Here is a 21,052-nt window from a genome sequence, read left to right on the forward strand (position 1 = left end):
TGGGAGGCAAAGGCCATCTCCATATCCAGCTGGTAGAACTCACCGGGGGAGCGGTCCGCCCGGGCGTCCTCGTCCCGGAAGCAGGGGGCGATCTGGAAGTAGCGGTCGAAGCCGGAGGGCATCAGCAGCTGCTTGAACTGCTGGGGAGCCTGGGGCAGGGCGTAGAACTTGCCGGGGTGGTTCCGGGCGGGCACCAGGTAGTCCCGGGCGCCCTCGGGGGAGGAGGCGGTCAGGATGGGGGTGGTGATCTCCAGGAAGCCGTGGGCCGTCATGGCCTGCCGCAGGGCGGCCACCACGTTGCAGCGCAGGATGATGTTCTTCTTGACGGCGGGGTTGCGAAGGTCCAGATAGCGGTACTTGAGCCGCTGGGCCTCGTCGGCCTCCCGGCTGCGGTTGATCTGGAAGGGCAGCTCGTTGTGGCGGCAGCGGCCCAGGACCTCGATCTTCTCGGGGACCACTTCGATCTCACCGGTGGGGATTTTGGTGTTCTTGCTGGCCCGCTCCCGGACAGTGCCTGCCACGGAGATGGTGGATTCCTTGGTGATGGCCTTGAGCTCCTTGACCATCTCGGGGGTCTCCGCCACCACCTGGGTGGTGCCGTAGAAGTCCCGAACCACGGCGAAGGCCAGCTCGGCGCCCACTTCCCGGACGTTTTCCAGCCAGCCGCAGATCTGCACGGACTTGCCGGCGTCAGAGAGGCGCAGCTCCCCGCAGGTATGGGTACGGTTTTGCATCATGATGGTTGTTCCTTTCTGTTTTTCAATTTGAACGGTTCTGCAAATTTAAACATAGACAAAGGGGGAGTGCAGCAGCCGCTGCTGGGCGGCATAGAGATCCAGATCCGCCAGAGCGGGGGAGAGGACGGCCTCTTCCCGGGTGGGCTTCACCGCCTCCAGTGCCGCAAGGAAACGGCTCTCCGCGGAAAGACAGTTCTCCGGACTGCCGGCGGTCCCGGCGGGGGTTTCACAGTCGGATGCATAGAGATCATAGAGCTTTTGGTGCAGGAGCTCATGACGAGCCTCCCACCGCCATCCCTCCGGGTTCATCCCCTCATAGCCGTTGGAAATGGAGACCGTACCGGCGGCCAATTCCTCCTCGGTGACAGAGACGCCCCGCTGGGCTGCCAGACGGTCCACCGCAAGGTCCTCCAGGATCTCATTCACGGCGATCTCCCGGGCGGCGGTGAGGGTGTGATCCTCGGGGTCATCGTAAGCCGCCTGCCGCAGCGCCAGGCACAGTTCCTGGGACAGCTGCTCCATGGTGACGGTCTGATCGTCCACGGTCAGGGCCACAGCGGTGCCGTCTACTCCCAGCACCTCCGTACAAAGGTCAAAGACCGGCAGCTGGAAGCGCAGCCGCAGGTCCGGGTCGATGACACGGGCCAGCATGGCGGCCGCCTGCCCCCGGGTCAGCGTGCCCTGCGGGTCAAAGGACCCCCATCGGTCCACGCCGTTCAGGATGCCCGCCTGATACAGATCCAGAATGGGCGTCTCGCCGAAGCCAACGTCCTCCATGTGTGCGTCGCTGAAATCCGGCAGCTTGGATACCTCGTTGATGGTGGGCAGGTCCTCTACCGGAGTGGACCAGAGGATCTGATAGGCAAAGGTGATGCGGTTGGACACATTACCGGCCAATTCCGCAAAATCCTCCGGCGCTTTCGTGGAGTTTTTCTCCACGGTCAGATAATACCGGGCGGCAGGCAGCCACCAGGCCTCCCCCGGTGCCGCCGCCTCCACGGTGTCGCCGTGGAGCAGGGCGTGGAGCCGGGTGCCGATCACCAGCCGCTGAGCTTCGGTCAGCGTTCCGTCGGGGTCGAAGGCATCCCGGGAGACGCCGTTCATCAGACCGGCCTCATACACGGTCTCCACATAGTCCTGGCACCAGCTGCCCGCCGTGTCCGCGAAAGCGGGGGCCTCCCGGACTTTGGGGACCAGCCAGGTCCCTTCCGCCGCATAGGCGGAGCCGGCGGTAAGGGCCAGCGCACAGATCAGGGCCAGTACGGTCCGGCACGGTTTTTTCACAAGGTCATTTCCCCTTTCGGCCTTTCCGGGGGATGCTTGTCCTGGCGGAAAGACTGCTGATAAAATACAAATCGAACTATCGAGATGAAACAATACAAATGGGAATCGAATTTTTATCAGAAATAGCCGCCCCAGTAGGGGAGGGAAGCCACACGGGCGTCGATGTCGGTGCGGTTCACCGTCTCCCAGGCGGGGGCGTAGGTGACGTCAGGCAGCCGGTCCGCAGGCAGGGAGCCCTGGGCCTTTACGATCTGGTTCTCCAGGAGCCTATGTTCCTCGGTCCAGGTCTGGCCTTGGGCGGTGAGGCCCCGGTAGCCGGTTTGATAGACGGTGGTGCAGGCGGGGAGTTCCATATCCAGCTCCCGGGCCAACGTCTCGCAGAGGACGTAGCCGCGCAGGGTGTCCACCGCCTCGTCGGTAGTGGTGCGGCCGCTCATCTCCAGGGACCAGGAGGCAAAATGGGAGTGGTTATAGGAACTGCAGATACTCACCAGGGTGGGGGCAAGCTGCTCGGCGGTGATGTCCTGGCCGCCGATGGTCATGAGCACCGTCTCCGGCTCCGTGCCCAGCAGGTCCCGGCACACGTCCAGGGACTTGAGATCCAGGGTCAGCCGCTCACTGGGAGCCACCAGCCGGGCCAGCATGGCGGCGGCCGCCGCCCGGGTCAGGGCCGCGTGCTCCTCCAGGGTACCGTACGCGTCCTTACCGCTGAGGACGCCCCAGCGGTAAAAGGCCATGATGTCCGCTTCCTGGCAGTCCGGCACGGCGGTGACGGTGTTGATCTCCGGCAGCGTGGTGCCGGTGTCTTTCAGCACGGCGGAAAGCAGCGTCAAAAACTCACCCCGGGTGCAGCTGCCGGTGGGGGTCTGGGTCATGGCGGCATAGTCCTCGCTGGATGCCAGGGCGGGGATCTCCTGGCGCAGATACCCGTCATAAGGGGTCCACCAGTCGGCACCGGTGAGGGAGATGGGCTCAAAGTAGTCCAGAGTCCCGCCGGAGAGCAGTCGGTGGAATCGGGCGGAGATCACGATGATCTGGGCGTGGGTCAGTCCCGACTGGGGCAGGAAATGGCGGCTGTCCACGCCGTCCATCAGACCCGCCTTGCAGCAGATGTCCGCCGCCTCCTCGCAGATGGTGCCGGCGGTGTCGGTAAATGCGGCGTAGTCCCGCATCCGGGGAATCAGCCAGTCGTCTCCCTCCGCAGCAGAGGCAAAGGGAAGGGTGGAGAGCAGCATGACCAGAGTCAGACACAGAGTCAACAAACGCTTATGTTTCATCTTGCACCTCCAAATCAAGTACGATACGTATTTAACGGACAAAATACTACGAACTGGAATGAGCTGGAAGGCTTATCGGAACAGCAAAAACGCTGCGTCTGCCGCCAGCAGTACCAGAAGCAGCCGAATGACGACGGAAAAAACAGCGGGGGGCAGGCGGTCGGCCAGGCGCTCCAGCAGAGGCTGGAGGCCGTAAAACAGGATCATTCCGCCGATGCCGAAGCGGATGCTGGGGTTCAGGGCGATCCGGCCCTGGAAGTTGAAGGCAAAGCGGTGGTAGTCCCACATCCAGCCGCCGGTGGTCCACTCCATGATGTAGCTGCCGATGAGCTCCACCACAGTGGTGATGGCCACAATGGCCACAAACAGTACCACCGGCGTGATGGGCACAGGGCCCAGGCGGATGGACCTCTTTTTCAGACCCTGGAGGGAGAGCAGCAGGATCAGCGCCCCCACGCCGTAGATGACGCAGTAGGGGCCGAACAGCACGCCCCGGTTGGAGTATCCCCAGCGGTAGATCACCACTTCCAGAAAGACTTCGTAGATCCATCCGATGATGGAGTAGAGCATGAAGTAGAAAAAGTAACGGGAGAGTTTTTCTTTCATCGATGGGCCCATAGGCAGCTCCTTTTCAAAATGTTCCCGGGGCCGGACGGCCAGGGATGGGGCTTACGCAGTCGGGGCGGCCGAAGTTCGGAAAAATTCAGGCACGGCCCCGTACGGGGTCTGATCGGTGATGGAACCGGCAGCGGTCCGGGACCGCTGCGTCGGCAGCTTTCCGCTGGGAAAGGGATGGGGACAATTCGTCAGGAATGCGTTTCCACCGGCGTGGCCACGTCCCAGAGCTGGGCGCACAGGTCCTGTCCAATGTCCTTGCCGTCCTCCATGACCAGGGGCAGGGAGATGTCATGGTCAAAGTCCCGGTACTCCCACTCGTCCACCCAGAATCCCACGTAGCCATAGACCTGTTCGCCGTCAGCGCCGGGCTGGCTCAGGGTGATCATCAGGTGCTGGAAGTCCCCGTCCTCCACCTCCTTGGAGGTGGTTCCCCACGACGGCAGAAAGGAGAGGGCGCTGGTGATGAGGTTGGTGGGGGGACGGCGGAACTGCAGCTCCTCCAGCTGGGCCAGCAGCTCTTCAAAGCCCTCGTCCCCGGCGGAGAGGTTCAGATCCCGCTGTTGGAGGTCCATGTCCTTGTCCCGGCGGATGACGCCGATGGAGATGTTATCCGGCTCTGTGACGCCGGTGATGGTCTCCATGTCCAGGGGCCGCTTGTACCACTGACCGAAGAGCAGCAATGCCACCAGCACCACCATCAGGGCGATGTAGAGGACTTTTTTCCGGTCCATGGAGCAGCACCTCCTCCCTCAGCCCAGGATGACGGAGCCCTTTTCCCGCTCCGCCAGACCGGCCTTGATGCGGTAGATGGTGGCGGCAGGCTCCAGCTTGGTCTGCTCACCGGTGCTCAGGTCCTTGCAGGCCACCACACCGGCATTGATCTCGTCCTCTCCCAGGAAGATGACGTAGGGGATGTGGAGCTTGTCGGCGTAGGAGATCTTCTGCTTGAACTTCTTGTCCTCGCAGTGGAGCTGAGTGCGGATGCCGTTTTCCCGCAGGGCCGTGGCCAGGGAGATGGCGGGGGAGAGGTCCTCCGTCATGGGCAGGATCAGCACGTCCGCCGGGGCGGTGGGCAGGTCCGGGTTTAGCATGCCCTGCTCGCCCAGCACGTAGAAGAGGCGGGTCAGGCCGATGGAGATGCCGGCGCCGGGCAGCTGGCGGTCGGTGTAGAACTCCGCCAGGTTGTCATATCGTCCGCCGGAGCAGACGGAGCCGATCTCCGGGTGGTCCAGCAGCGTGGTCTCGTAGACGGTGCCGGTGTAGTAGTCCAGACCCCGGGCAATGGAGAGGTCTACGGCGAAGTTCTCCGCCGGAACGCCGAAGTCAGCAAGGTAGCGCACCACGGTTCTGAGCTCCTCCAGGCCCGTGTCAAAGGTCTCATTGCGGCCCTGATAGCCCTCCAGGGCGGAGAGAACCTCCTCGTTGCTGCCGGAGATGGCGATGAACCGCAGGATCTCATCCGCCTTCTCCGCGGGGATGGAGAAGTCCTCCACCAGGATGGTCTTGACTTTCTCGGGGCCGATCTTGTCCAGCTTGTCCACCGTGCGCATCACATCGGCGGACTGCTCACTCAGCCCCAGGCTGGCATAAAAGCCGTTGAGGATTTTCCGGTTGTTCACCCGGATCTGGAACCGCTTCAGGCCCAGCGTGGAGAAGGTCTTGTAGATGATGGAGGGGATCTCCGCCTCATTGATGATGGAGAGCTTGCCGTCGCCGATGATGTCGATGTCCGCCTGATAGAACTCCCGGAAACGGCCCCGCTGGGCCCGTTCACCCCGGTAGACCTTGCCGATCTGGTAACGACGGAAGGGGAAGGAGAGGTCGTTGTAGTGCAATGCCACGTACTTGGCCAGAGGCACCGTCAGGTCAAAGCGCAGGCTCAGGTCGCTGTCGCCCTTCTGAAAGCGGTAGATCTGCTTTTCCGTCTCGCCGCCGGCCTTGGCCAGCAGCACGTCGCTGGACTCGATGACGGGGGTATCCAGGGGGGTGAAGCCGTAGAGGGAATAGGTGCGCCGGAGGATCTCCATGATGCGCTCCATCTGCTGCTGGGGTGCCGGCAGCAGTTCCATAAAGCCGGACAGCGTCCGGGGGGTCATTTTTGCCATGATGACAACTCCTTTTGATGATGTTGAAAAGCGGTGGAATGGGAAAAAAGATGCTCCCGTCCCAGGCGATTGGGACGAGAGCAGGATTCTGCTTCGTGGTGCCACCCAAATTCAAGACCCTGACAGGGTCTCCTTTGGCCTCCGGGGGTACGGGGAGGATGCCGTGGGCGTTTCCGCCCCCGCTCCGCCGCTGTCCTTCCCTCACACCGGCCGGGGCGCTCTCAGCGGGCGCGTCCCTCTCTGTGGGGCCGGGAACTGTGAAGTACTGCTGCGGCATCTGCGCGGAAATCCAGAGAAATTGTATCCAATTCCCCGGGAAAAGTCAAGCGATAGGCCGGTTGGAAGCAGGGTTGACGATGAGCCGCCAGTCCAGATCGCCCCGGGCCAGGCCCAGCACCAGGACCTCTGCCGTGGCGATGTTGCTGGCAAAGGGAATGTTGTTCTGGTCGCACAGCCGGGAGATGTAGGCCACGTCTCCGGCCATGGCCTCATTGCTGGGATCGTTGAAAAACAGCACCAGGTCAAATTCGTTATAGGCAATGCGGGCGCCGATCTGCTGGCTGCCGCCGTGAGCGTAGGAGAGGAAGCAGTGTACCTGCAGGCCGGTGGCCTCGGCGACCATGTGGCCGGTGGTGTTGGTGGCGTAAATATGGTGACGGGATAAAATGCCAGCGTAAGCGGTGCAGAACTGGACCATCAGATCTTTCTTGTTGTCGTGGGACATGAGCGCAATATTCATCGAGGACAGGCTCCTTTCTATCTGATTCGCAGCAGGGGGACCCGTTCCCCCCGGATGCGTCTTGCAATATTTCGGTAGGCCGCGGCGGAGAGCTGATTTTCCACCAGCGGAACGGGAATGCCCCGGTTGAGGCACAATGGCAGGGCGTCATCCTCCGGTACGACGCCCAGCAGGGGGAGCCCCGCTTTGTCAATGGCGTCGTCGATGGTGGTGTGGAGCTGACGCAGCAGTTTTTTGCGCACCCGGTTTACCACCAGATGGAGCCTTCCGGCGGGGAAATGGTTCAATACCATCACGGTATGCTGGGCGTCCCGCAGGGAAGAGGCGTCCGTACAGGTGACCACCACGCAGCGGTCTGCGCCGCAGGTAGCCAGGCGGAAACCGGTGCCAAGGCCCGCCGGTGCGTCCAGCAGGCAGAAATCAAATCGGTGACGGACCTCCTGCAGCAGGGAGATCATCTGGGTCTCCGTTACCGGGCGGCCCCGGTTGGAAACCGGCGCGGTGAGAAGATACAGACCCGATACCTTGGGATGCTCCACTACGGCGGCGGAGAGGGAACAGCGTCCCTGGGCCACATCGGAGAAATCCATCAGCGCCCGGTCGGAAAGACCCAGCGCCAGGTCCAGATTCCGCAGTCCGATGTCGCAGTCCAGACACAGCACCCGCCGCCCGCTCTGAGCCAGGGCGGTGCCCACGCCGGAGACGAAGGAGGTCTTTCCCGTGCCGCCCTTGCCGGAGACGACGGCGATGCACGTGCCGCGGAATGCCATGGAAACCCCTCCTCCTTTTCAATGCTAGTTCTATTGTTCCATTATAACGGATTCTTTTTGATTTTTGCAAATAATCTGGGGTATTTTTTCGGCGTTTCCCGAATTTTTTTCACCAGCACCAGCCGGTGGCGCACATCGGTGCCGGGAATCTCGTAATCCCGGATCTGCGCCGTCTCGCCGCCCAGGGTCCGCAGGGCGGTTTCCGCGGCGGATAGCTCCTGGTCGGAGTCCACGGATTTCATGGCCAGGAAGGACCCGCCCACCTTCACCAGCGGCAGGCACAGCTCCGCCAGTACTGGCAAAGACGCCACCGCCCGGGACACGGCCAGATCATAGCCTCCCCGGTGCTGCGCGGCAAATTCCTCCGCCCGGCCATGGATGCAGGCCACATCCGTGAGGCCCAGCTCATCGCAGACCGTCTGCAGGAAGTTCACCCGTTTGCCGAGAGAATCCAGCAGGGTCAGACGGATGGAGGGCTCCACCAGCCGCAGCGGCATACCGGGGAATCCCGCCCCGGTGCCCACATCCACCACGGATTTGCCCCGGAAGTCCGCTAGGGTCAGCAGGGCGGCGCAGTCCAGAAAGTGCAGGGTGGCCACGTCGCCAGGGTCCGTGATGGCGGTGAGATTCATGACCTTGTTGGTCTCCAGCAGCAGCTCCGCGTACCGCTGCAGCTGGGGGATGGCGTCCGTGGGAAGGCCCAGGGTCTCCAGACCCTGCCGCAATATGGGTTCCATCTGCTCCATTATGCACGCTCCTTCAAAAGATCCCGGATCTCCTCCAGCAGCACTTCCTCCCGGGAGGGCTGGGGCGGGGGAGGCGGGGCCTCCTCCTTTTTCCGGTGCAGGCGGTTGACGGCCTTTACCAGGCAGAACACCGCAAAGGCCATGATGAGAAAGTTCAAAACGGCGTTGATGAAGTTGCCCAGCATTAAGGCACCGCCGCCGGGCAGCTGGAAGCTGAGGCCGGAAAGGGCCTCGTTGCCGCCTGCAAAGATTCCCAGGATGGGATTGATGATGTCGTTCACCAGGGAGTTGGTGATGGCGCTGAAAGCGCCGCCGATGATGACGCCCACCGCCAGATCCAGAACATTGCCACGGGCAATGAATTTTTTGAATTCGGTGATGAAGCCTTTGGTTTTGGACATAGATCGAGTCCCTTTCACGTGGTTTGAGATTGCGGTGTCACCCGCAGCTGGGGGGAGAGGAGACGGGCCAGGATCACGGCAAACTGTGCCCGGGTCAGGGGGGATTTTCCGTCAAAATTACCTGCCGCATCCACGCCGGTGAAAACGCCGGCCTGATAGAGTCGGGTCACATCCGCCCGGTCCGTATCTGCCGGGACGGCATCACTGAGGGCGGGAAGCAGGTCGTCTCCCGCAATCAGAGACATGGCAGCGGCCGCATCGAACCGGGTGGCATCCTCCGTCAGAGTATCGGGGAGGGCGGCATCCATGGCGCCGGGCAGCCCCCGGAGATAGCAGTCCGCGCCCCAGTACCAGGCGTCGGCGCTGGCGCCGTCGCTGTCGGAATAGGTGTTGATCCGCACCATGGGATCGTGGGCGGCGTAGTTTGCCGCATCGATGTGGTAGCGGTACATATAAAAGAGAGGGTCAAAGCTGTTGGACCGGTCCAGGTTGGCCTGGACGGAAAATGTCCCGTCCACCGTCAGCGTCAGCGTGGCGGGAACCTTCTCCGGGAGATTCTCCCCCACCAGAGTGACGATATAGTCGCCCCGGGGCAGCTCCGTGCCGCCCAGGCCGCTGGCAGCGACCTGGACAAAGGAGGACGCATCATAGGCGGTGCCGTCCGGCAGGGTGATGGACACTGCACCGGTTCCGGCGGGGGCGGTGGAAAGGTCACCTTCCTCTCCCGCCAGACGCCACTTTACTCGGGCGGTGAGGACCTCCAGCTGGGCGGCGGTCAGGGTCTCCTGGGGAGAGAAGGTGGTCGCCGACGTGCCGTTGAGTACGCCGGTCTCGTAGCACAGTTTTACCGCGTCTGCGTACCATGCGCCTGCCGGAATATCAGCGAAGGCGGTATAGCTTCGCTCCGCCGGCAAAAGAGGGGCGGCTGTATCCGCTGCGGCGCAAGGGATTACGGAGATGGACAGGAATAGAGCCGATAAAACGGCGCAAAGGGTACGCTTCATAGGGTCCGCTCCTTTCTGTTGGCTGGAAATGGGTTTAACAAAACGTTGTATTTCATATAAAAAATACAAATTGTATAAACTAGACAAACAGCCGAAAAATTTCCCGTCTGCCGCAAGGGAAGGAAAGATTCCACAATTCCTGTTGATCGTCTTGCGAGGCGGGAAAGCAAAGGGGGAGCGAAAACGGTGCGAAGAGTCAAAAGAGGGTTTCTTCCGGGTCCTGAAGGGAAGAGGTCAGAAACTGGAAGAAGCCTTCCGCTCCGGCACCGTGGCCCACAGGGACCACGGTGCCGGAAAGAAAACGGAAGAATCTTTATTTCTTGTTGGGGATCAGCTTTTCCGTGCCGCCCATGTAGGGACGCAGGACTTCGGGGATCACCACGGTGCCGTCGGCCTGGAGGTTGTTCTCCAGGAAGGCAATCAGCATCCGGGGAGGTGCCACGCAGGTGTTGTTGAGGGTGTGGCACAGCTGCATCTTGCCGTTTTCATCCTTGTAGCGGATGCGCAGACGGCGGGCCTGGGCGTCGCCCAGGTTGGAGCAGGAGCAGACCTCGAAGAACTTCTGCTGACGGGGAGACCAGGCCTCGATGTCGCAGGACTTCACCTTCAGGTCGGCCAGGTCACCGGAGCAGCACTCCAGCTGCCGCACGGGAATGTTCATGCTGCGGAACAGCTCCACGGACATCTTCCACAGCTTCTCATACCACTCCTTGGAGTCCTCGGGCTTGCAGACCACGATCATCTCCTGCTTTTCAAACTGATGGATGCGGTAGACACCCCGCTCCTCGATGCCGTGGGCGCCCTTCTCCTTGCGGAAGCAGGGGGAGTAAGAGGTGAGGGTCTGGGGCAGGCTCTCAGCAGGGAGGATCTGGTCAATGAAGCGGCCGATCATGGAGTGCTCGCTGGTGCCGATGAGGTAGAGGTCCTCGCCCTCGATCTTGTACATCATGCCGTCCATATCGGTCTGGGACATTACGCCCTCCACCACATTGCCGTGGATCATGAAGGGAGGAATGCAGTAAGTGAAGCCCTTGCCGATCATAAAGTCACGGCCATAGGCCAGCACTGCCTCGTGGAGGCGGGCAATGTCGCCCAGCAGATAGTAGAAGCCGGAGCCGGAGACACGGCCGGCGGCGTCCAGATCAATGCCGTTGAAGGACTCCATAATATCCACGTGGTAGGGGATCTCGAAGTCGGGTACCTTGCATTCGCCGAACCGCTGGACTTCCACATTGTAGGAGTCATCGGGGCCCAGAGGCACGGAGTCGTCGATCATCTGGGGAATCACCAGCATCCGCTTGTGGAGCTCGGCGTCCAGCTCGGCCTCCTGCTTTTCCAGGGCCGCCAGGCGCTCTGCCTCATCGGTGACCTGCTTTTTGACGGCCTCGGCCTCTGCCAGCTTGGAGGGGTCCTTCTTGGCCTGGCCCATCAGCATGCCCACCTGCTTGGACAGCCGGTTCCGGTCGGAGCGGAGCTGGTCCGCCTCGGCAATGGTGGCGCGGCGCTTGCTGTCCAGCTCGATGACCTCGTCCACCAGAGGCAGCTTTTCATCCTGGAACTTCTTCTTGATGTTTTCCTTTACCGCCTCAGGGTTTTCTCGGATAAACTTTATATCCAGCATTTTTTTCACCTCATAAATAGTTTTGAATGGCATGTTTCACGTGAAACATGGGATCAATGATTTAAAACCGCTTCGTTCAGCTGCTCGAAGCGCTGTGCCGGGGATGTGACGTCATTGACGCTGTCGGTGGGGAGGTAGTCCTGCAGACCCTGCTCCGTCATGTTCTGCAGGGTTCTGCGGCAGGCGTCGTAATCGCCGGCGGAATACTGCTGCTGCAAGGTATAGAGCGCCAGAAGGGCATCCGCCTTCAGCTGAGCATCGTCTGCGGATTTCTGGGTATCGGCCAGCTGGGATTCCAGCTCTTCCTGGTTTTTCTCAGCGTCACTGAGCTGCTGCTGCAGGTCCAGGATCTGATCCTGGGTGTCCTGAATCTCCTGCATGGCAGAGACGGAATCCTGCAGCTCGCCCAAGACCTCACTGTTGCTGCGCTGATGCATGACAAAGGACAACGCCATCAGCAAAAACGCAACAATAAAGAGAATCATAATGTAAACCACCACCGGCTTTTTACCCTTGGGGGCGGTTTCCTGGGGGGCCGCAGCGGGGGTTTGATCCGCACCGCTGCTGCGCTTTTCCAATTTCATATTTGTATTCAGGTCCTTTCGGAAGTTACTTCCTTGGATTTATGCACCTGGAGAAGAGCTAACGCCTCCAACAGGTCGTTGAGATCGTCCATTCCGTAGTATTCCAATTCAATGCGGCCTTTTTTCCTGCCGCTCACAATTCGTACGCCCCGGCCAAGCCGGGAAGTCAGATCCCTCTGGGCTTCGGCGGCGTAGTCCACACGCTGGGGATCGGGTTCTTTTTCCGGTTTCTTTTCCGCTGACAGTTTTTTAGCCAGTGCCTCCGTCTGCCGGACGGACAGCCCGCCTGCCACCACGGCGTTGGCTGCGTTTTCCTGTAGGGCAGGGGAGAGGGGAAGAAGCGCTCGGGCATGACCGGCGGAGAGCTTGCCTTCCTCCACCAGCTGACGCACAGCGGGGGTCAGACTCAGTAGCCGCAGGGAATTGGTGACGGCGCTCCGGGATTTGCCTACTTGTCTTGCGGCCTCTTCCTGCGTCATGTGGTAGGTTTCGATCAAAGACTGAAAACCGGCGGCTTCCTCCATGGGATTCAGGTCTTCCCGCTGGAGGTTTTCGATCATAGCCAGCTCAGCGGCCTTGCGGTCGTCGGCTTCGATGACGATCACCGGCACTTCCTGCAATCCCGCAATGCGGGCGGCCCGCCAGCGGCGCTCGCCGGCAATGATCTGATAGTAGCCGGAGGCCAGTTTCCGCACAGTCAGAGGCTGGATAATGCCGTGTTCACGGATGGAGTCCGCCAGTTCCGCCAGGGAAGCCTCGTCAAAGGACTTCCGGGGCTGTGAGGAACAGCTCTCCACCTGTGAGATGGGCAGATACAAACTGCCCGTTGATTCTGCTTGCAACACATCGTCGCCCAACAGGGCGCCGAGTCCCCGGCCCAGGCCGGAGGGCTTTTTGGATGCCATGGAGATTCTCCTTTCCGGGAAATTCAGGCGGACTGCTTGTCCAGAAATTCCGCCGCAAACGCGGTATAAGCCTCGGCACCCCGGGAGGTCCGGTCATAGGACGTAATGGGCTTGCCGTGGCTGGGGGCCTCACTGAGGCGGACGTTCCGGGGAATGACGGTGGCATAGACCTTGCCGGGGAAGTAGTGTTTGACTTCCTCCGCCACCTGCAGCGCCAGATTTGTGCGCCCATCGAACATGGTCAGCAGCACGCCTTCCAATTCCAGTCTGGGATTGAGAGAGCGGCGGACAATGCGGACGGTGTTCATCAGATCACTGAGGCCTTCCAGGGCAAAATACTCACCCTGTACCGGGACCAGAATGGCGTCCGCAGCACACAGGGCGTTCAGCGTCAGCAGTTCCAGGGAGGGAGGACAGTCAATAAAAATAAAGTCGTAGTCCTCTTTTACCTGTTCCAATGCTTCCTTCAGCAGAAATTCCCGGCGCTCCATGCCGATCAGTTCGATTCCGGCGCCGGCCAGAGCCTTGTTGGAGGGAAGTACGTCGCCGTACTTGGTGTGTACCAGGGCGTCCCTGGTGGGGACGTCTGCGATCAGCACCTCATAAATGCCCTTGGATACGGTCTTGTCCACGCCCATGCCGGAGGTGGAATTGGCCTGGGGATCGAAGTCGCACAGCAGCACCCGTTTGCCCCGTTCCGTCAGGGCGGCGGCCAGATTCACGCAGGTGGTAGTTTTCCCAACACCGCCCTTTTGGTTCACGATTGCAATGGTTTTTGCCACAAAGGCACCTACTTTCCAAAATCAAGATGTCCCAATGGGATAGGTTCCATAGAACGAATCCATTATAACAAGGTGTATAAGCAGTTGCAAGGTGCTTTCCGCAAGAATCCAAAAAAAAGTGAATGGTTTCACGTGAAACATACCGGAAAAAGAAAAATCACCGGACATGTTTCACGTGAAACATGTCCGGTGAAAATTACACCAGCAGAAGACCGCCGTAGGGAGGAAGGGTCAGAAACAGCGTGCCGTCCCGGGGATGGAGCTTCCGGCCAGTCAGTAGGTCCCGCACCACCGGCGCGGTCCAGGGCAGCATCAGGGGCACCGACTTGTCAGAGGCGTTGACCACGGTTACGATCCGCTCCTCCGGCAGCCGGCGGGCAAAGGCCAGAATGGGACCGGAAGTATAGAGATAATCAATTTCACCCCGTTGGAGAGCGGCCCGCTCCCGGCGGAGGCGGCCCAAGGTCTGGAACCAGGACAGCAGGGGATAGCGGCCCAGGCCCCAGGGATAGGTGCCCCGATTCAGAGGGTCCTCAAATCCCTCCAGGCCCAACTCGTCGCCATAGTAGACCGTGGGAGAGCCGGGGAAGGAGAAGAGAATCAGTGCCGCCAGCTTTACCAGGGCCGTCCCGCGGGCCCGCTCCGCCGGAGAAAGACGGTAGGCGGCCCGGGCGGCCTTGCTCTCAGGGACGTGCTTGGCACCCAGCACCGTCATAATGCGGGGCGTATCATGGGTGCCCAGAAAGTTCATAGAGTTGTAGAAGGCGGCAGGGGGATAATTTTCCCGGATGGATTCCATGGACTCCCGGAAGTCGTCAGCGTCGCCGCCCTGCAGATAGGCCAGCAGCGCCGTGCGGAAGGGGTAGTTCATGACGCCGTGCAGCTCACTGCCCAGCAGATAGCGCCGCCGCTGGGAGTAGGCGATCTTGTTGCTGGCGTCCTCCCACACCTCACCGATCAGCAGCGCCTCCGGCTTGGTCTCCTCCACAGCAGTCCGCAGCTTTTCAATAAACCAGTCCGGCAGCTCATCCGCCACATCCAGACGCCAGCCGTCAGCGCCGCAGCGAAGCCAGCGGCGGATGATGGCATCCTCGTCGTCAATGATATACCGCTGATAGCTGGGGCTGTCCTCCCGGACCGCCGGCAGTGTGCGGATGCCCCACCAGGAATCGTAGTCCGAGGGCCAGGGATGGAAGCTGTACCAGTCGAAATAGGGGGAATCCTGGCTCTGGGAGGCGCCTACCGTGAGATAGAAGCCGTCATCGTTGAAGTAAATGCTCTGGGAACCGGTATGGTTGAATACACCGTCCAGAATGACGCGCATCCCCAGCTCATGGGCGGTGCGGCACAGACTGCAAAAATCTGCTTCCGTACCCAGCAGGGGGTCGATCTTGCTGTAATCGGCGGTATTGTAGCGGTGGTTGGAGGCGGACTCAAAAATGGGGTTGAGATACAGGGTAGTGACGCCCATGGAGGCGAGTCTTGCCAACTTGGAGGTGATTCCCCGCAGCGTGCCGCCGAAAAAGTCCCGGTTGCGGATCTCGCCGTCCGGGTCCGGCCGCCATTCCGGCGTATCGTCCCAGCGGCGGTGGACCCAGCGGTTGCCCACCATTCCGGAGGTCTCTGCGGAATCGGTGGACAGGCGGCAAAAACGGTCTGGAAAAATTTGGTATGTCACACCCGGGCCGAACCAATCAGGAAAATGGCTTTCCCGGTAGACGGTCATCTGCCAGCAAAACGGGTCTCCCTCACTGCGGTAGCCGGTCCGGTCCAGGAAGCAGCCGGAGCCGTCCGGCCGCCGGAACCGGAAATAGTACCACACCAGCTCCGGCTCGGCCGGAACGGAAAATGTCACCCCGTAGCGGACCCGCTCGGCCTGGGGGCCTTCCAGAAGCATCTCACGCTCCTCTTCCAGCTGAGCGAACTCATGGCGCAGCACCAACGTGCAGGAGGTAAACTGCTCCGACGCCAGCGGGCGGCAGTGGAAGGTGACGGACTGACCGCAGGGAATGGCTCCAAAAGGGTCCTTACAGACGGTACAGCGGGAATCAAAGACAAACGGTTCGCTCATGAAGAACGCAAACTCCTTACTGCAGCAGCTGATTTTCACCGATGACGGCAGTGCCGATCTCATCGGCGGAGAAATAGGCGTTGAGAATGTTGACGGCGGTGGAAGCCAGGGCGGCGCCGGCATTGCCGTGCTCGATCACCATGGCCAGGGCAATCTGAGGATCGTCATAGGGGGCAAAGCAGACAAAAACACCGTTGTTGGTCTGCCCGCCGCCCAGCTGGGCGGTACCGGTCTTGGCACCGGCTTTCACCACACAGTTGCGGAAGTAGGTGTACAGATCACCGCCGGGCTGGGTGTAGCCCAGCATGCCCTCCTTCACGGCCTCCAGGGTGGAGTCCTTGATGGAGACAGTGTTCTTGACGGAGCTGTCGCCCATGGCCAGGACCTCGGTGTTGTCATAGGACTTGATGGCCTTGAGCAGATGGGCTTCGCAGTGCTCGCCGCCGGAGACCAGCGTGGCAATGTAGTTGGCCAGCTGGAGGGGAGTGTAGGCCTGGCTGGACTGGCCGAAGGCGGCCCAGGGAGCCTGGTCCTCACCGGGAGGGTTCTCCGGCAGCGTTCCGGTGCTGTCGCCGATCTCGATGCCGGTGTGGGCCCCCAGGCCGAAGGCCTTCAGGTATTCCACCAGCGTATCCATCCCCATTCGGTAGCCCATGGTGGCGAAGAAATAGTTGCAGGAGTTGGTAATGGCCTCCGTCACGTTCAGAAGGCCGTGGCCGCTGTGCTTCCAGCAGTAGGTGTAGCTCTGGGGGGAGCCGGGGTAGGTCCACTTGCCGGTGTCGTTGATCTTTTCCGTCAGCGTTACGTTGCCGGTCTCCAGGGCCGCCACGGCGGTGAGGGGCTTGAGGGTGGAGCCGGGGGCGTAGGTGCCCTGGGTGGCCCGGTTGACTTCCGGACGGGCCGGGTTATTGGAGATCTCTGCGTAGTTGGTGCCGTACGTGGAGGGGTCAAAGGTGGGATAGGAGGCCAGAGCCAGGATCTCGCCGGTACCCACCTTCACGATGGCGCAGCCGGCGCCCCGGGTGTCGTCTCCGTCCTCAGCGTCCATCCGGGCCACGGTGGCCGCCAGATTCTCCTCCACCGCCTGCTGCAGATCCAGGTCGATGGTCAGCTCCACGGTGCTGCCGGGCTCGGGCTGCTCCGAGTAGAACTCGCCGGTGATCTTGCCGTTAGAGTTGGTGGAGACCACGCGAGTACCGTCGGTGCCCCGGAGGTACTTCTCAAAGGCCTTCTCCACGCCGGAACGGCCAATCTTGTCGTCCAGATCGTAGCCCTGTTCCATCAAAGTGCCGTCCTGATACTCCGGATCGGAGGCGTAGATGGGGGTGACCCGGCCCAGGATCTGAGCGGCGTAGGTGGTGGCGTACTCCCGGACAGAGGAGGCGGTGACCTTGGCACCGCTGTACTGGCCGTCTGCCAGCAGGGAGATAAAGCCGGTGGAGATATCCTCCGCCATCACGTAGTCCGTAGTGCTGACCACCTTTCGGACGGAGAGCTCATACTGGATGCCCAGCACCATCCGGGCCTCCGCCTGGGAAAAGGACGCCGGGACCTCCAGGTCCTCCCGCATCCAGTCCATCAGCGTCTCCGGGGAGATGCCGGCGTCGGTGAGCAGCTGGGCGGAAAGCCGCTGCTTGGTCAGCAGTTCCAAAAGCTCCTTCGCCCGCTCTTTGGCCGCTTTTTCGGCACTCTCCACAGCCTCTTTGTCGGATGGGTCCACTTCAGAGGGAAGGGTGGGGATGGAGTCGGCGCTTTCGCCCACTGTCTCCGGGTGCTCCAGCAGGTAGTTGCCCAGGGCCTCACTGGCGGGCTTGAGGGATATGACGTATTTCAAGAAGCGGGAGTTCAAAGTGTCCGTCATGGAGTCCAGGGTGTAGGTATAGGGGGATTGCCGGGAGATGGGAAGATTGTCGATCCAGGATACGCCGTTGGCCTGGCACAGCTGCACCAGCCGCAAAATGGCCTCATTGGGGTCCTCGCCGTCCTTGAGGAGGCTGGAGTCGAAGGTGAGGCTGTAGGTGGAGCGGCTGGACACCATCACCTGTCCGTTGCGGTCGGTGATCACGCCCCGGGAGGCTTCCACCTTTTCCTCACGGGCGATGGTGCGGATGGACTGGGCCACGTAGTAATCGTGGTTGACGATCTGTGTGTTGTACAGGACGCCTGCGAACATCAGCAGCACCAGCGTCAGCAGGCCTGCCAGCGCATACAGGCGGAGAGCACGTGTGTCTTTGCGGTTCATGGAATACTCCTTTTAGTCGTACACATGGGTCTTGCGGAATACGGCCTGAAACAGCAGCGTCACTGGAATGGTCAAAATGGCGGTGACGCAGAATTCCCGGACCATCACCCAGCCGCCGGAGGCCCAGGCGGCGGACTGATTGACCCACAGCAGCAGGCAGTGAAAGACGTCCGTCAGCAAAAAGGCGGCGGCGGAGGAGACCAGGGAACAGATGAAGCCGGCGGAGAGAAGCCCCTTGGCGATCAGTCCGCCGCACAATCCCACCAGCGGGAAAATCAGTGTGTAAAAGCAGGGAATGACGTCCGGCAGCAGGCTGTCGCACACCACGCCCAGAACCAGCGCATAAATGGACCCGGCCAGCGGGCCCTCCAATGTACCCACCACGGCGGCCAGCACCGGATAGAGGAAGGGAATGACGCCCCAGAGCGTGATCCGCTGAAAGATCGCCCCCTGGGCCAGAAAGCATAAAAACGTGGCGGCGCCATACAGGCACCACTTGAAAATGGTCTCATTGCGTGCCAGCACGCTTGGCTCCTCCTTTCCGGGGATCAGGAAACGATGTCAAAGGACTTGATGACGGCCACTTCCGTCAAGGAGTCCAGGTCCGCCTCAGGCATCAGCACTGCGTAAGAAGAGGCACCGGAGTCGTCCTTCTGGACCTCTTCCACAGAGCCGATCACAAGGCCGGAGGGGTAGTAGCCGCCAAGGCCGGAGGTGACCACCAGATCGCCTCCCAGCAGCTGGCAGTCCGCCGGCAGATAGTCCATCCGCAGCCGGCCGTCCTCCATCAGGGAGAAGTCGCCCACAGCCACGCCCAGGTCCTTGGTGCGGAATACCTGGGCGCCCATGGAGGTGCTGGTATCCACCACGGTCAAAACCGTGCACCAGTTGTAGCCCACCTTGCTGACGATGCCCACCAGATTGCCGGTGGCGTCCACCACGCAGTCATTGACCGCGATGTCGTAGTTGGTGCCCTTGTCCAGCGTCAGGGAGGAGGCCCAGTTGGAAACACTGCGCTCCGTTACCCGGGCGTTTTCAAACTCAAAGTCCCGCCGCTGGGTCTGCAGGCCCAGCAGGTCCCGCAAAAAGGCGTTTTCCTCGCTGTCGTCCTGGGCCTGGCGGATCTGGGCCTCCATCTTGGCGATCTGCTGGCGCAGCTCGGCGTTTTCCTTCTCCAGCGCCGTGGTATCCTTATAATAATTCTGCTTGTCGTTGAACCAGGTGGCCACCGCCGTATAGGCGGAGCGGAAGGGAGAGGACAGCACGCCTGCCACATTGGCCAACGGGGAGGAGGTGGTGCTGAGGAAGGACATGACGGCCAGAGCCACGGCGATCACCGCCGCGGCAAACAGCACCCAAAGACCATGGTCTTTCCAAAAATTCTTCACGGGTAGCCTCCTTCCGGCTCTCAGCCCAGCAGGCGGACGCCGAAGTGCAGCAGCATCTGGCTCAGCCGCAGTACCGGCAGACCCATCACGTTGAAAAAGTCGCCGTCCAGCCGCTCCACCAGCAGCGCGCCCTTGCCCTGGACACCGTAGGCCCCGGCCTTATCCATGGGTTCACCGGTGGCGATGTAGCTCAAAAGCTCCGCCTGGGTGGCGGGGCGGAAATAGACCCGGGTGGTTTCGCTCTCCGTCAGGCTCCGGTCACCCTGCCGCACCGTCACGCCGGTGCAGACCGTGTGGGACCGACCCTGAAGAGCGGTGAGCATCCGCAGGGCGTCTGCCTCGTCGGCAGGCTTGCCCAGGCGGGCGTCATCCAGAAACACCATGGTGTCGGCGGTGATGACGATCTCCTCCGGCGTGCACAGCGCAGCCGCCGCCTGGGATTTTTCCCGGGAAATATAGGCCACCGTCTCCTGGGGGGAAAGGCCCGCCGGATAGGTTTCCTCCGTGTCCGGCACGCGGATGTCGAACTCCGTGACGCCGATGCGCCGCAGCAGCTCCTGCCGCCGGGGGGACCCGGAGGCCAAAACGATCTTTGCCATATTGTTCTCGTTCCTTTTGTCGTACTTATTTGCCGGTGGAACCGAATCCGCCCCGGTCCGGTCCCTCCAGCCGCTCCACCCGGCAGAAGGTCAGGCGGGGCTGGTTCTCCAGAATGCGGAACTGGCAGATCCGGGCACCCCGGGGAATGGTCACGTCCCGGGTGGCATAGGCGGGCATGTGCCACTGGTCGCCGTCCCCGCAGTAGGACTGGTCCACCACGCCCACGCCGTTGGTCTGCAGAATGCCGTAGTTTTTAAACGTGGAGCTGCGGGGCGCGATGTGGGCCTCGTAGCCTGCCGGCAGCTCCATGGCGACCCCCAGGGGGATCAGCCGGAACTCCCCGGCCCGAAGCGTCACCTCCTGGGCGGCGCGGAGGTCGATCCAGTCGGACTTGCCGTCCACGTACTCCAGCGGTGCCACGTCCTCCGAGAAATATTTTACCTTAATGGTCTCCATGAAATGCTCCTAAAATCAAAAACAATTTGTAATATATAAACGATAAAATACCATTCGTATCAAATAACAGGGTTATTCCACGCCCCGCTCATACAGTCCCCGGGTAAATTCGCCCTGGGCAGCAGCGCCGTGGAGGTAGGCCCGGAACACCTCAGCGCAGGTTTCCGGGGACTCGGTGGTGAAGCGCAGGCGGGCAAAAGCCAGGCCCAGACGCTTCCACTCCGGCCGGTCCGCCAGCCACACCGGGCGGCTGTTCTGGACTTCCGTCCGGTGCCCGTAGGCGGGCAGCAGGGGAAAGGCGGCGCCGGTGCGGTCCTGTAAGACGTGACCGCGGCGGCAGGGTCCGTTGCAGGGCACCAGGGGACCGGTGCGATCCAGCTTGCAGCCCTGCTGGTTCTGGACGAGGCAGTTCTCCGTGATCATCAGCGGCAGCCGGCCGTAGACGATGGCCTCGGTGGGCAGGACCTTGCGGAGATCCCGCAGCTGGGCAAAGCGCAGCTCAAAGGAGGCGCAGGCGGAGGAGAGGCCTTTCTGGCGCAGATAGTCCAGAGACCGGGAGTTGAAGACGTTGAGGCCGTAGTCGCCATAGAGTTCCAGCCCCAGGTCCCGGGTCAGGGAGAGGTGGCCGATGTTGCCCACCAGCACGCCCCCGACGCCCAGATCTCGGACCTTCTCCAGCAGGGAGCGCAATTCTGCCTCGTCCCGGTCCCGCCAGACACGGG

At 61.5% G+C, this 21,052-nt stretch carries 22 protein-coding genes; all 22 read right to left on the bottom strand.

The genetic code is table 11. The features are described 5' to 3' along the window. A partial coding sequence (locus QZL67_RS00480; RefSeq protein WP_292919573.1) for an amino acid--tRNA ligase-related protein occupies positions 1-737 on the bottom strand: 737 nt, incomplete at its 3' end. Between the two features lie 45 nt (positions 738-782). Next, positions 783-2,021 (bottom strand): S-layer homology domain-containing protein, encoded by a 1,239-nt coding sequence (locus QZL67_RS00485; RefSeq protein WP_022288828.1) that lies wholly within the window; start codon positions 2,019-2,021, stop codon positions 783-785. A gap of 116 nt (positions 2,022-2,137) precedes the next feature. Continuing rightward, positions 2,138-3,298: a hypothetical protein gene (locus QZL67_RS00490; protein WP_022288829.1), complete on the bottom strand. Its 1,161-nt coding sequence runs from the start codon at positions 3,296-3,298 to the stop codon at positions 2,138-2,140. Between the two features lie 72 nt (positions 3,299-3,370). Continuing rightward, positions 3,371-3,916, bottom strand: a complete 546-nt coding sequence (locus QZL67_RS00495; protein WP_022288830.1) for a putative ABC transporter permease — start codon at positions 3,914-3,916, stop codon at positions 3,371-3,373. 188 nt (positions 3,917-4,104) lie between these two features. Further along, a complete protein-coding gene (locus tag QZL67_RS00500) occupies positions 4,105-4,647 on the bottom strand; it encodes a hypothetical protein (protein WP_022288831.1) in 543 nt (180 codons plus the stop codon). A gap of 18 nt (positions 4,648-4,665) precedes the next feature. Beyond that, positions 4,666-6,021, bottom strand: a complete 1,356-nt coding sequence (gene hisS, locus QZL67_RS00505; protein ID WP_022288832.1) for a histidine--tRNA ligase — start codon at positions 6,019-6,021, stop codon at positions 4,666-4,668. A 322-nt stretch (positions 6,022-6,343) separates the two neighbouring features. Further along, positions 6,344-6,760 carry a methylglyoxal synthase gene (locus QZL67_RS00510; RefSeq protein ID WP_022288833.1) on the bottom strand — a complete coding sequence of 139 codons (417 nt, stop codon included), beginning with the start codon at positions 6,758-6,760 and terminating at the stop codon, positions 6,344-6,346. A 17-nt stretch (positions 6,761-6,777) separates the two neighbouring features. Further along, complete coding sequence (minD, locus tag QZL67_RS00515) at positions 6,778-7,530, bottom strand: septum site-determining protein MinD (RefSeq protein ID WP_022288834.1); 753 nt, start codon at positions 7,528-7,530, stop codon at positions 6,778-6,780. A gap of 41 nt (positions 7,531-7,571) precedes the next feature. Beyond that, a complete protein-coding gene (gene rsmG, locus QZL67_RS00520) occupies positions 7,572-8,276 on the bottom strand; it encodes a 16S rRNA (guanine(527)-N(7))-methyltransferase RsmG (RefSeq protein WP_022288835.1) in 705 nt (234 codons plus the stop codon). Further along, positions 8,276-8,677, bottom strand: coding sequence for a large-conductance mechanosensitive channel protein MscL (mscL, locus tag QZL67_RS00525; protein WP_022288836.1), 402 nt, complete (start codon positions 8,675-8,677; stop codon positions 8,276-8,278). The genes rsmG and mscL overlap by 1 nt, the downstream gene beginning before the upstream one ends. Positions 8,678-8,691: 14 nt before the next feature. Continuing rightward, entirely contained in the window at positions 8,692-9,681 is a 990-nt protein-coding gene (locus QZL67_RS00530; RefSeq protein ID WP_022288837.1) for an S-layer homology domain-containing protein, read from the bottom strand. Between the two features lie 313 nt (positions 9,682-9,994). Further along, the gene (gene serS, locus QZL67_RS00535; RefSeq protein ID WP_022288838.1) at positions 9,995-11,302 is read right to left on the bottom strand and encodes a serine--tRNA ligase; all 1,308 of its coding nucleotides are present in this window, start codon (positions 11,300-11,302) and stop codon (positions 9,995-9,997) included. Between the two features lie 53 nt (positions 11,303-11,355). Beyond that, a complete protein-coding gene (locus QZL67_RS00540) occupies positions 11,356-11,886 on the bottom strand; it encodes a hypothetical protein (protein WP_022288839.1) in 531 nt (176 codons plus the stop codon). Positions 11,887-11,894: 8 nt separating this feature from the next. Then, positions 11,895-12,791, bottom strand: a complete 897-nt coding sequence (locus tag QZL67_RS00545; RefSeq protein WP_022288840.1) for a ParB/RepB/Spo0J family partition protein — start codon at positions 12,789-12,791, stop codon at positions 11,895-11,897. Positions 12,792-12,814: 23 nt separating this feature from the next. Beyond that, positions 12,815-13,573: a ParA family protein gene (locus tag QZL67_RS00550; protein ID WP_022288841.1), complete on the bottom strand. Its 759-nt coding sequence runs from the start codon at positions 13,571-13,573 to the stop codon at positions 12,815-12,817. 196 nt (positions 13,574-13,769) lie between these two features. Beyond that, positions 13,770-15,644: a glycoside hydrolase family 13 protein gene (locus QZL67_RS00555; protein ID WP_022288842.1), complete on the bottom strand. Its 1,875-nt coding sequence runs from the start codon at positions 15,642-15,644 to the stop codon at positions 13,770-13,772. Positions 15,645-15,660: 16 nt separating this feature from the next. Then, complete coding sequence (locus QZL67_RS00560; RefSeq protein WP_022288843.1) at positions 15,661-17,886, bottom strand: penicillin-binding transpeptidase domain-containing protein; 2,226 nt, start codon at positions 17,884-17,886, stop codon at positions 15,661-15,663. A 12-nt stretch (positions 17,887-17,898) separates the two neighbouring features. After that, the gene (locus QZL67_RS00565; protein WP_022288844.1) at positions 17,899-18,411 is read right to left on the bottom strand and encodes a hypothetical protein; all 513 of its coding nucleotides are present in this window, start codon (positions 18,409-18,411) and stop codon (positions 17,899-17,901) included. A 23-nt stretch (positions 18,412-18,434) separates the two neighbouring features. Then, positions 18,435-19,274: a rod shape-determining protein MreC gene (gene mreC, locus QZL67_RS00570; RefSeq protein WP_022288845.1), complete on the bottom strand. Its 840-nt coding sequence runs from the start codon at positions 19,272-19,274 to the stop codon at positions 18,435-18,437. 20 nt (positions 19,275-19,294) lie between these two features. After that, the gene (locus QZL67_RS00575; protein ID WP_022288846.1) at positions 19,295-19,873 is read right to left on the bottom strand and encodes a nucleoside triphosphate pyrophosphatase; all 579 of its coding nucleotides are present in this window, start codon (positions 19,871-19,873) and stop codon (positions 19,295-19,297) included. 25 nt (positions 19,874-19,898) lie between these two features. After that, positions 19,899-20,330, bottom strand: coding sequence for a dUTP diphosphatase (locus QZL67_RS00580; RefSeq protein ID WP_022288847.1), 432 nt, complete (start codon positions 20,328-20,330; stop codon positions 19,899-19,901). Positions 20,331-20,402: 72 nt separating this feature from the next. After that, the coding region (locus QZL67_RS00585) for a U32 family peptidase (protein WP_292919575.1) at positions 20,403-21,052 on the bottom strand (650 nt) is incomplete at its 5' end.

Source organism: Oscillibacter sp. CAG:155 (assembly GCA_000436875.1).
In the GTDB taxonomy this organism is placed as follows: domain Bacteria; phylum Bacillota; class Clostridia; order Oscillospirales; family Oscillospiraceae; genus Oscillibacter.

Coding starts and splice junctions, on each gene's coding strand:
- QZL67_RS00490 (WP_022288829.1), bottom strand. CDS start 3,298: ATGAAACATAAGCGTTTGTTGACTCTGTGTCTGACTCTGGTCATGCTG.
- QZL67_RS00495 (WP_022288830.1), bottom strand. CDS start 3,916: ATGGGCCCATCGATGAAAGAAAAACTCTCCCGTTACTTTTTCTACTTC.
- QZL67_RS00500 (WP_022288831.1), bottom strand. CDS start 4,647: ATGGACCGGAAAAAAGTCCTCTACATCGCCCTGATGGTGGTGCTGGTG.
- hisS (WP_022288832.1), bottom strand. CDS start 6,021: ATGGCAAAAATGACCCCCCGGACGCTGTCCGGCTTTATGGAACTGCTG.
- QZL67_RS00510 (WP_022288833.1), bottom strand. CDS start 6,760: ATGAATATTGCGCTCATGTCCCACGACAACAAGAAAGATCTGATGGTC.
- minD (WP_022288834.1), bottom strand. CDS start 7,530: ATGGCATTCCGCGGCACGTGCATCGCCGTCGTCTCCGGCAAGGGCGGC.
- rsmG (WP_022288835.1), bottom strand. CDS start 8,276: ATGGAGCAGATGGAACCCATATTGCGGCAGGGTCTGGAGACCCTGGGC.
- mscL (WP_022288836.1), bottom strand. CDS start 8,677: ATGTCCAAAACCAAAGGCTTCATCACCGAATTCAAAAAATTCATTGCC.
- QZL67_RS00530 (WP_022288837.1), bottom strand. CDS start 9,681: ATGAAGCGTACCCTTTGCGCCGTTTTATCGGCTCTATTCCTGTCCATC.
- serS (WP_022288838.1), bottom strand. CDS start 11,302: ATGCTGGATATAAAGTTTATCCGAGAAAACCCTGAGGCGGTAAAGGAA.
- QZL67_RS00540 (WP_022288839.1), bottom strand. CDS start 11,886: ATGAAATTGGAAAAGCGCAGCAGCGGTGCGGATCAAACCCCCGCTGCG.
- QZL67_RS00545 (WP_022288840.1), bottom strand. CDS start 12,791: ATGGCATCCAAAAAGCCCTCCGGCCTGGGCCGGGGACTCGGCGCCCTG.
- QZL67_RS00555 (WP_022288842.1), bottom strand. CDS start 15,644: ATGAGCGAACCGTTTGTCTTTGATTCCCGCTGTACCGTCTGTAAGGAC.
- QZL67_RS00560 (WP_022288843.1), bottom strand. CDS start 17,886: ATGAACCGCAAAGACACACGTGCTCTCCGCCTGTATGCGCTGGCAGGC.
- QZL67_RS00575 (WP_022288846.1), bottom strand. CDS start 19,873: ATGGCAAAGATCGTTTTGGCCTCCGGGTCCCCCCGGCGGCAGGAGCTG.
- QZL67_RS00580 (WP_022288847.1), bottom strand. CDS start 20,330: ATGGAGACCATTAAGGTAAAATATTTCTCGGAGGACGTGGCACCGCTG.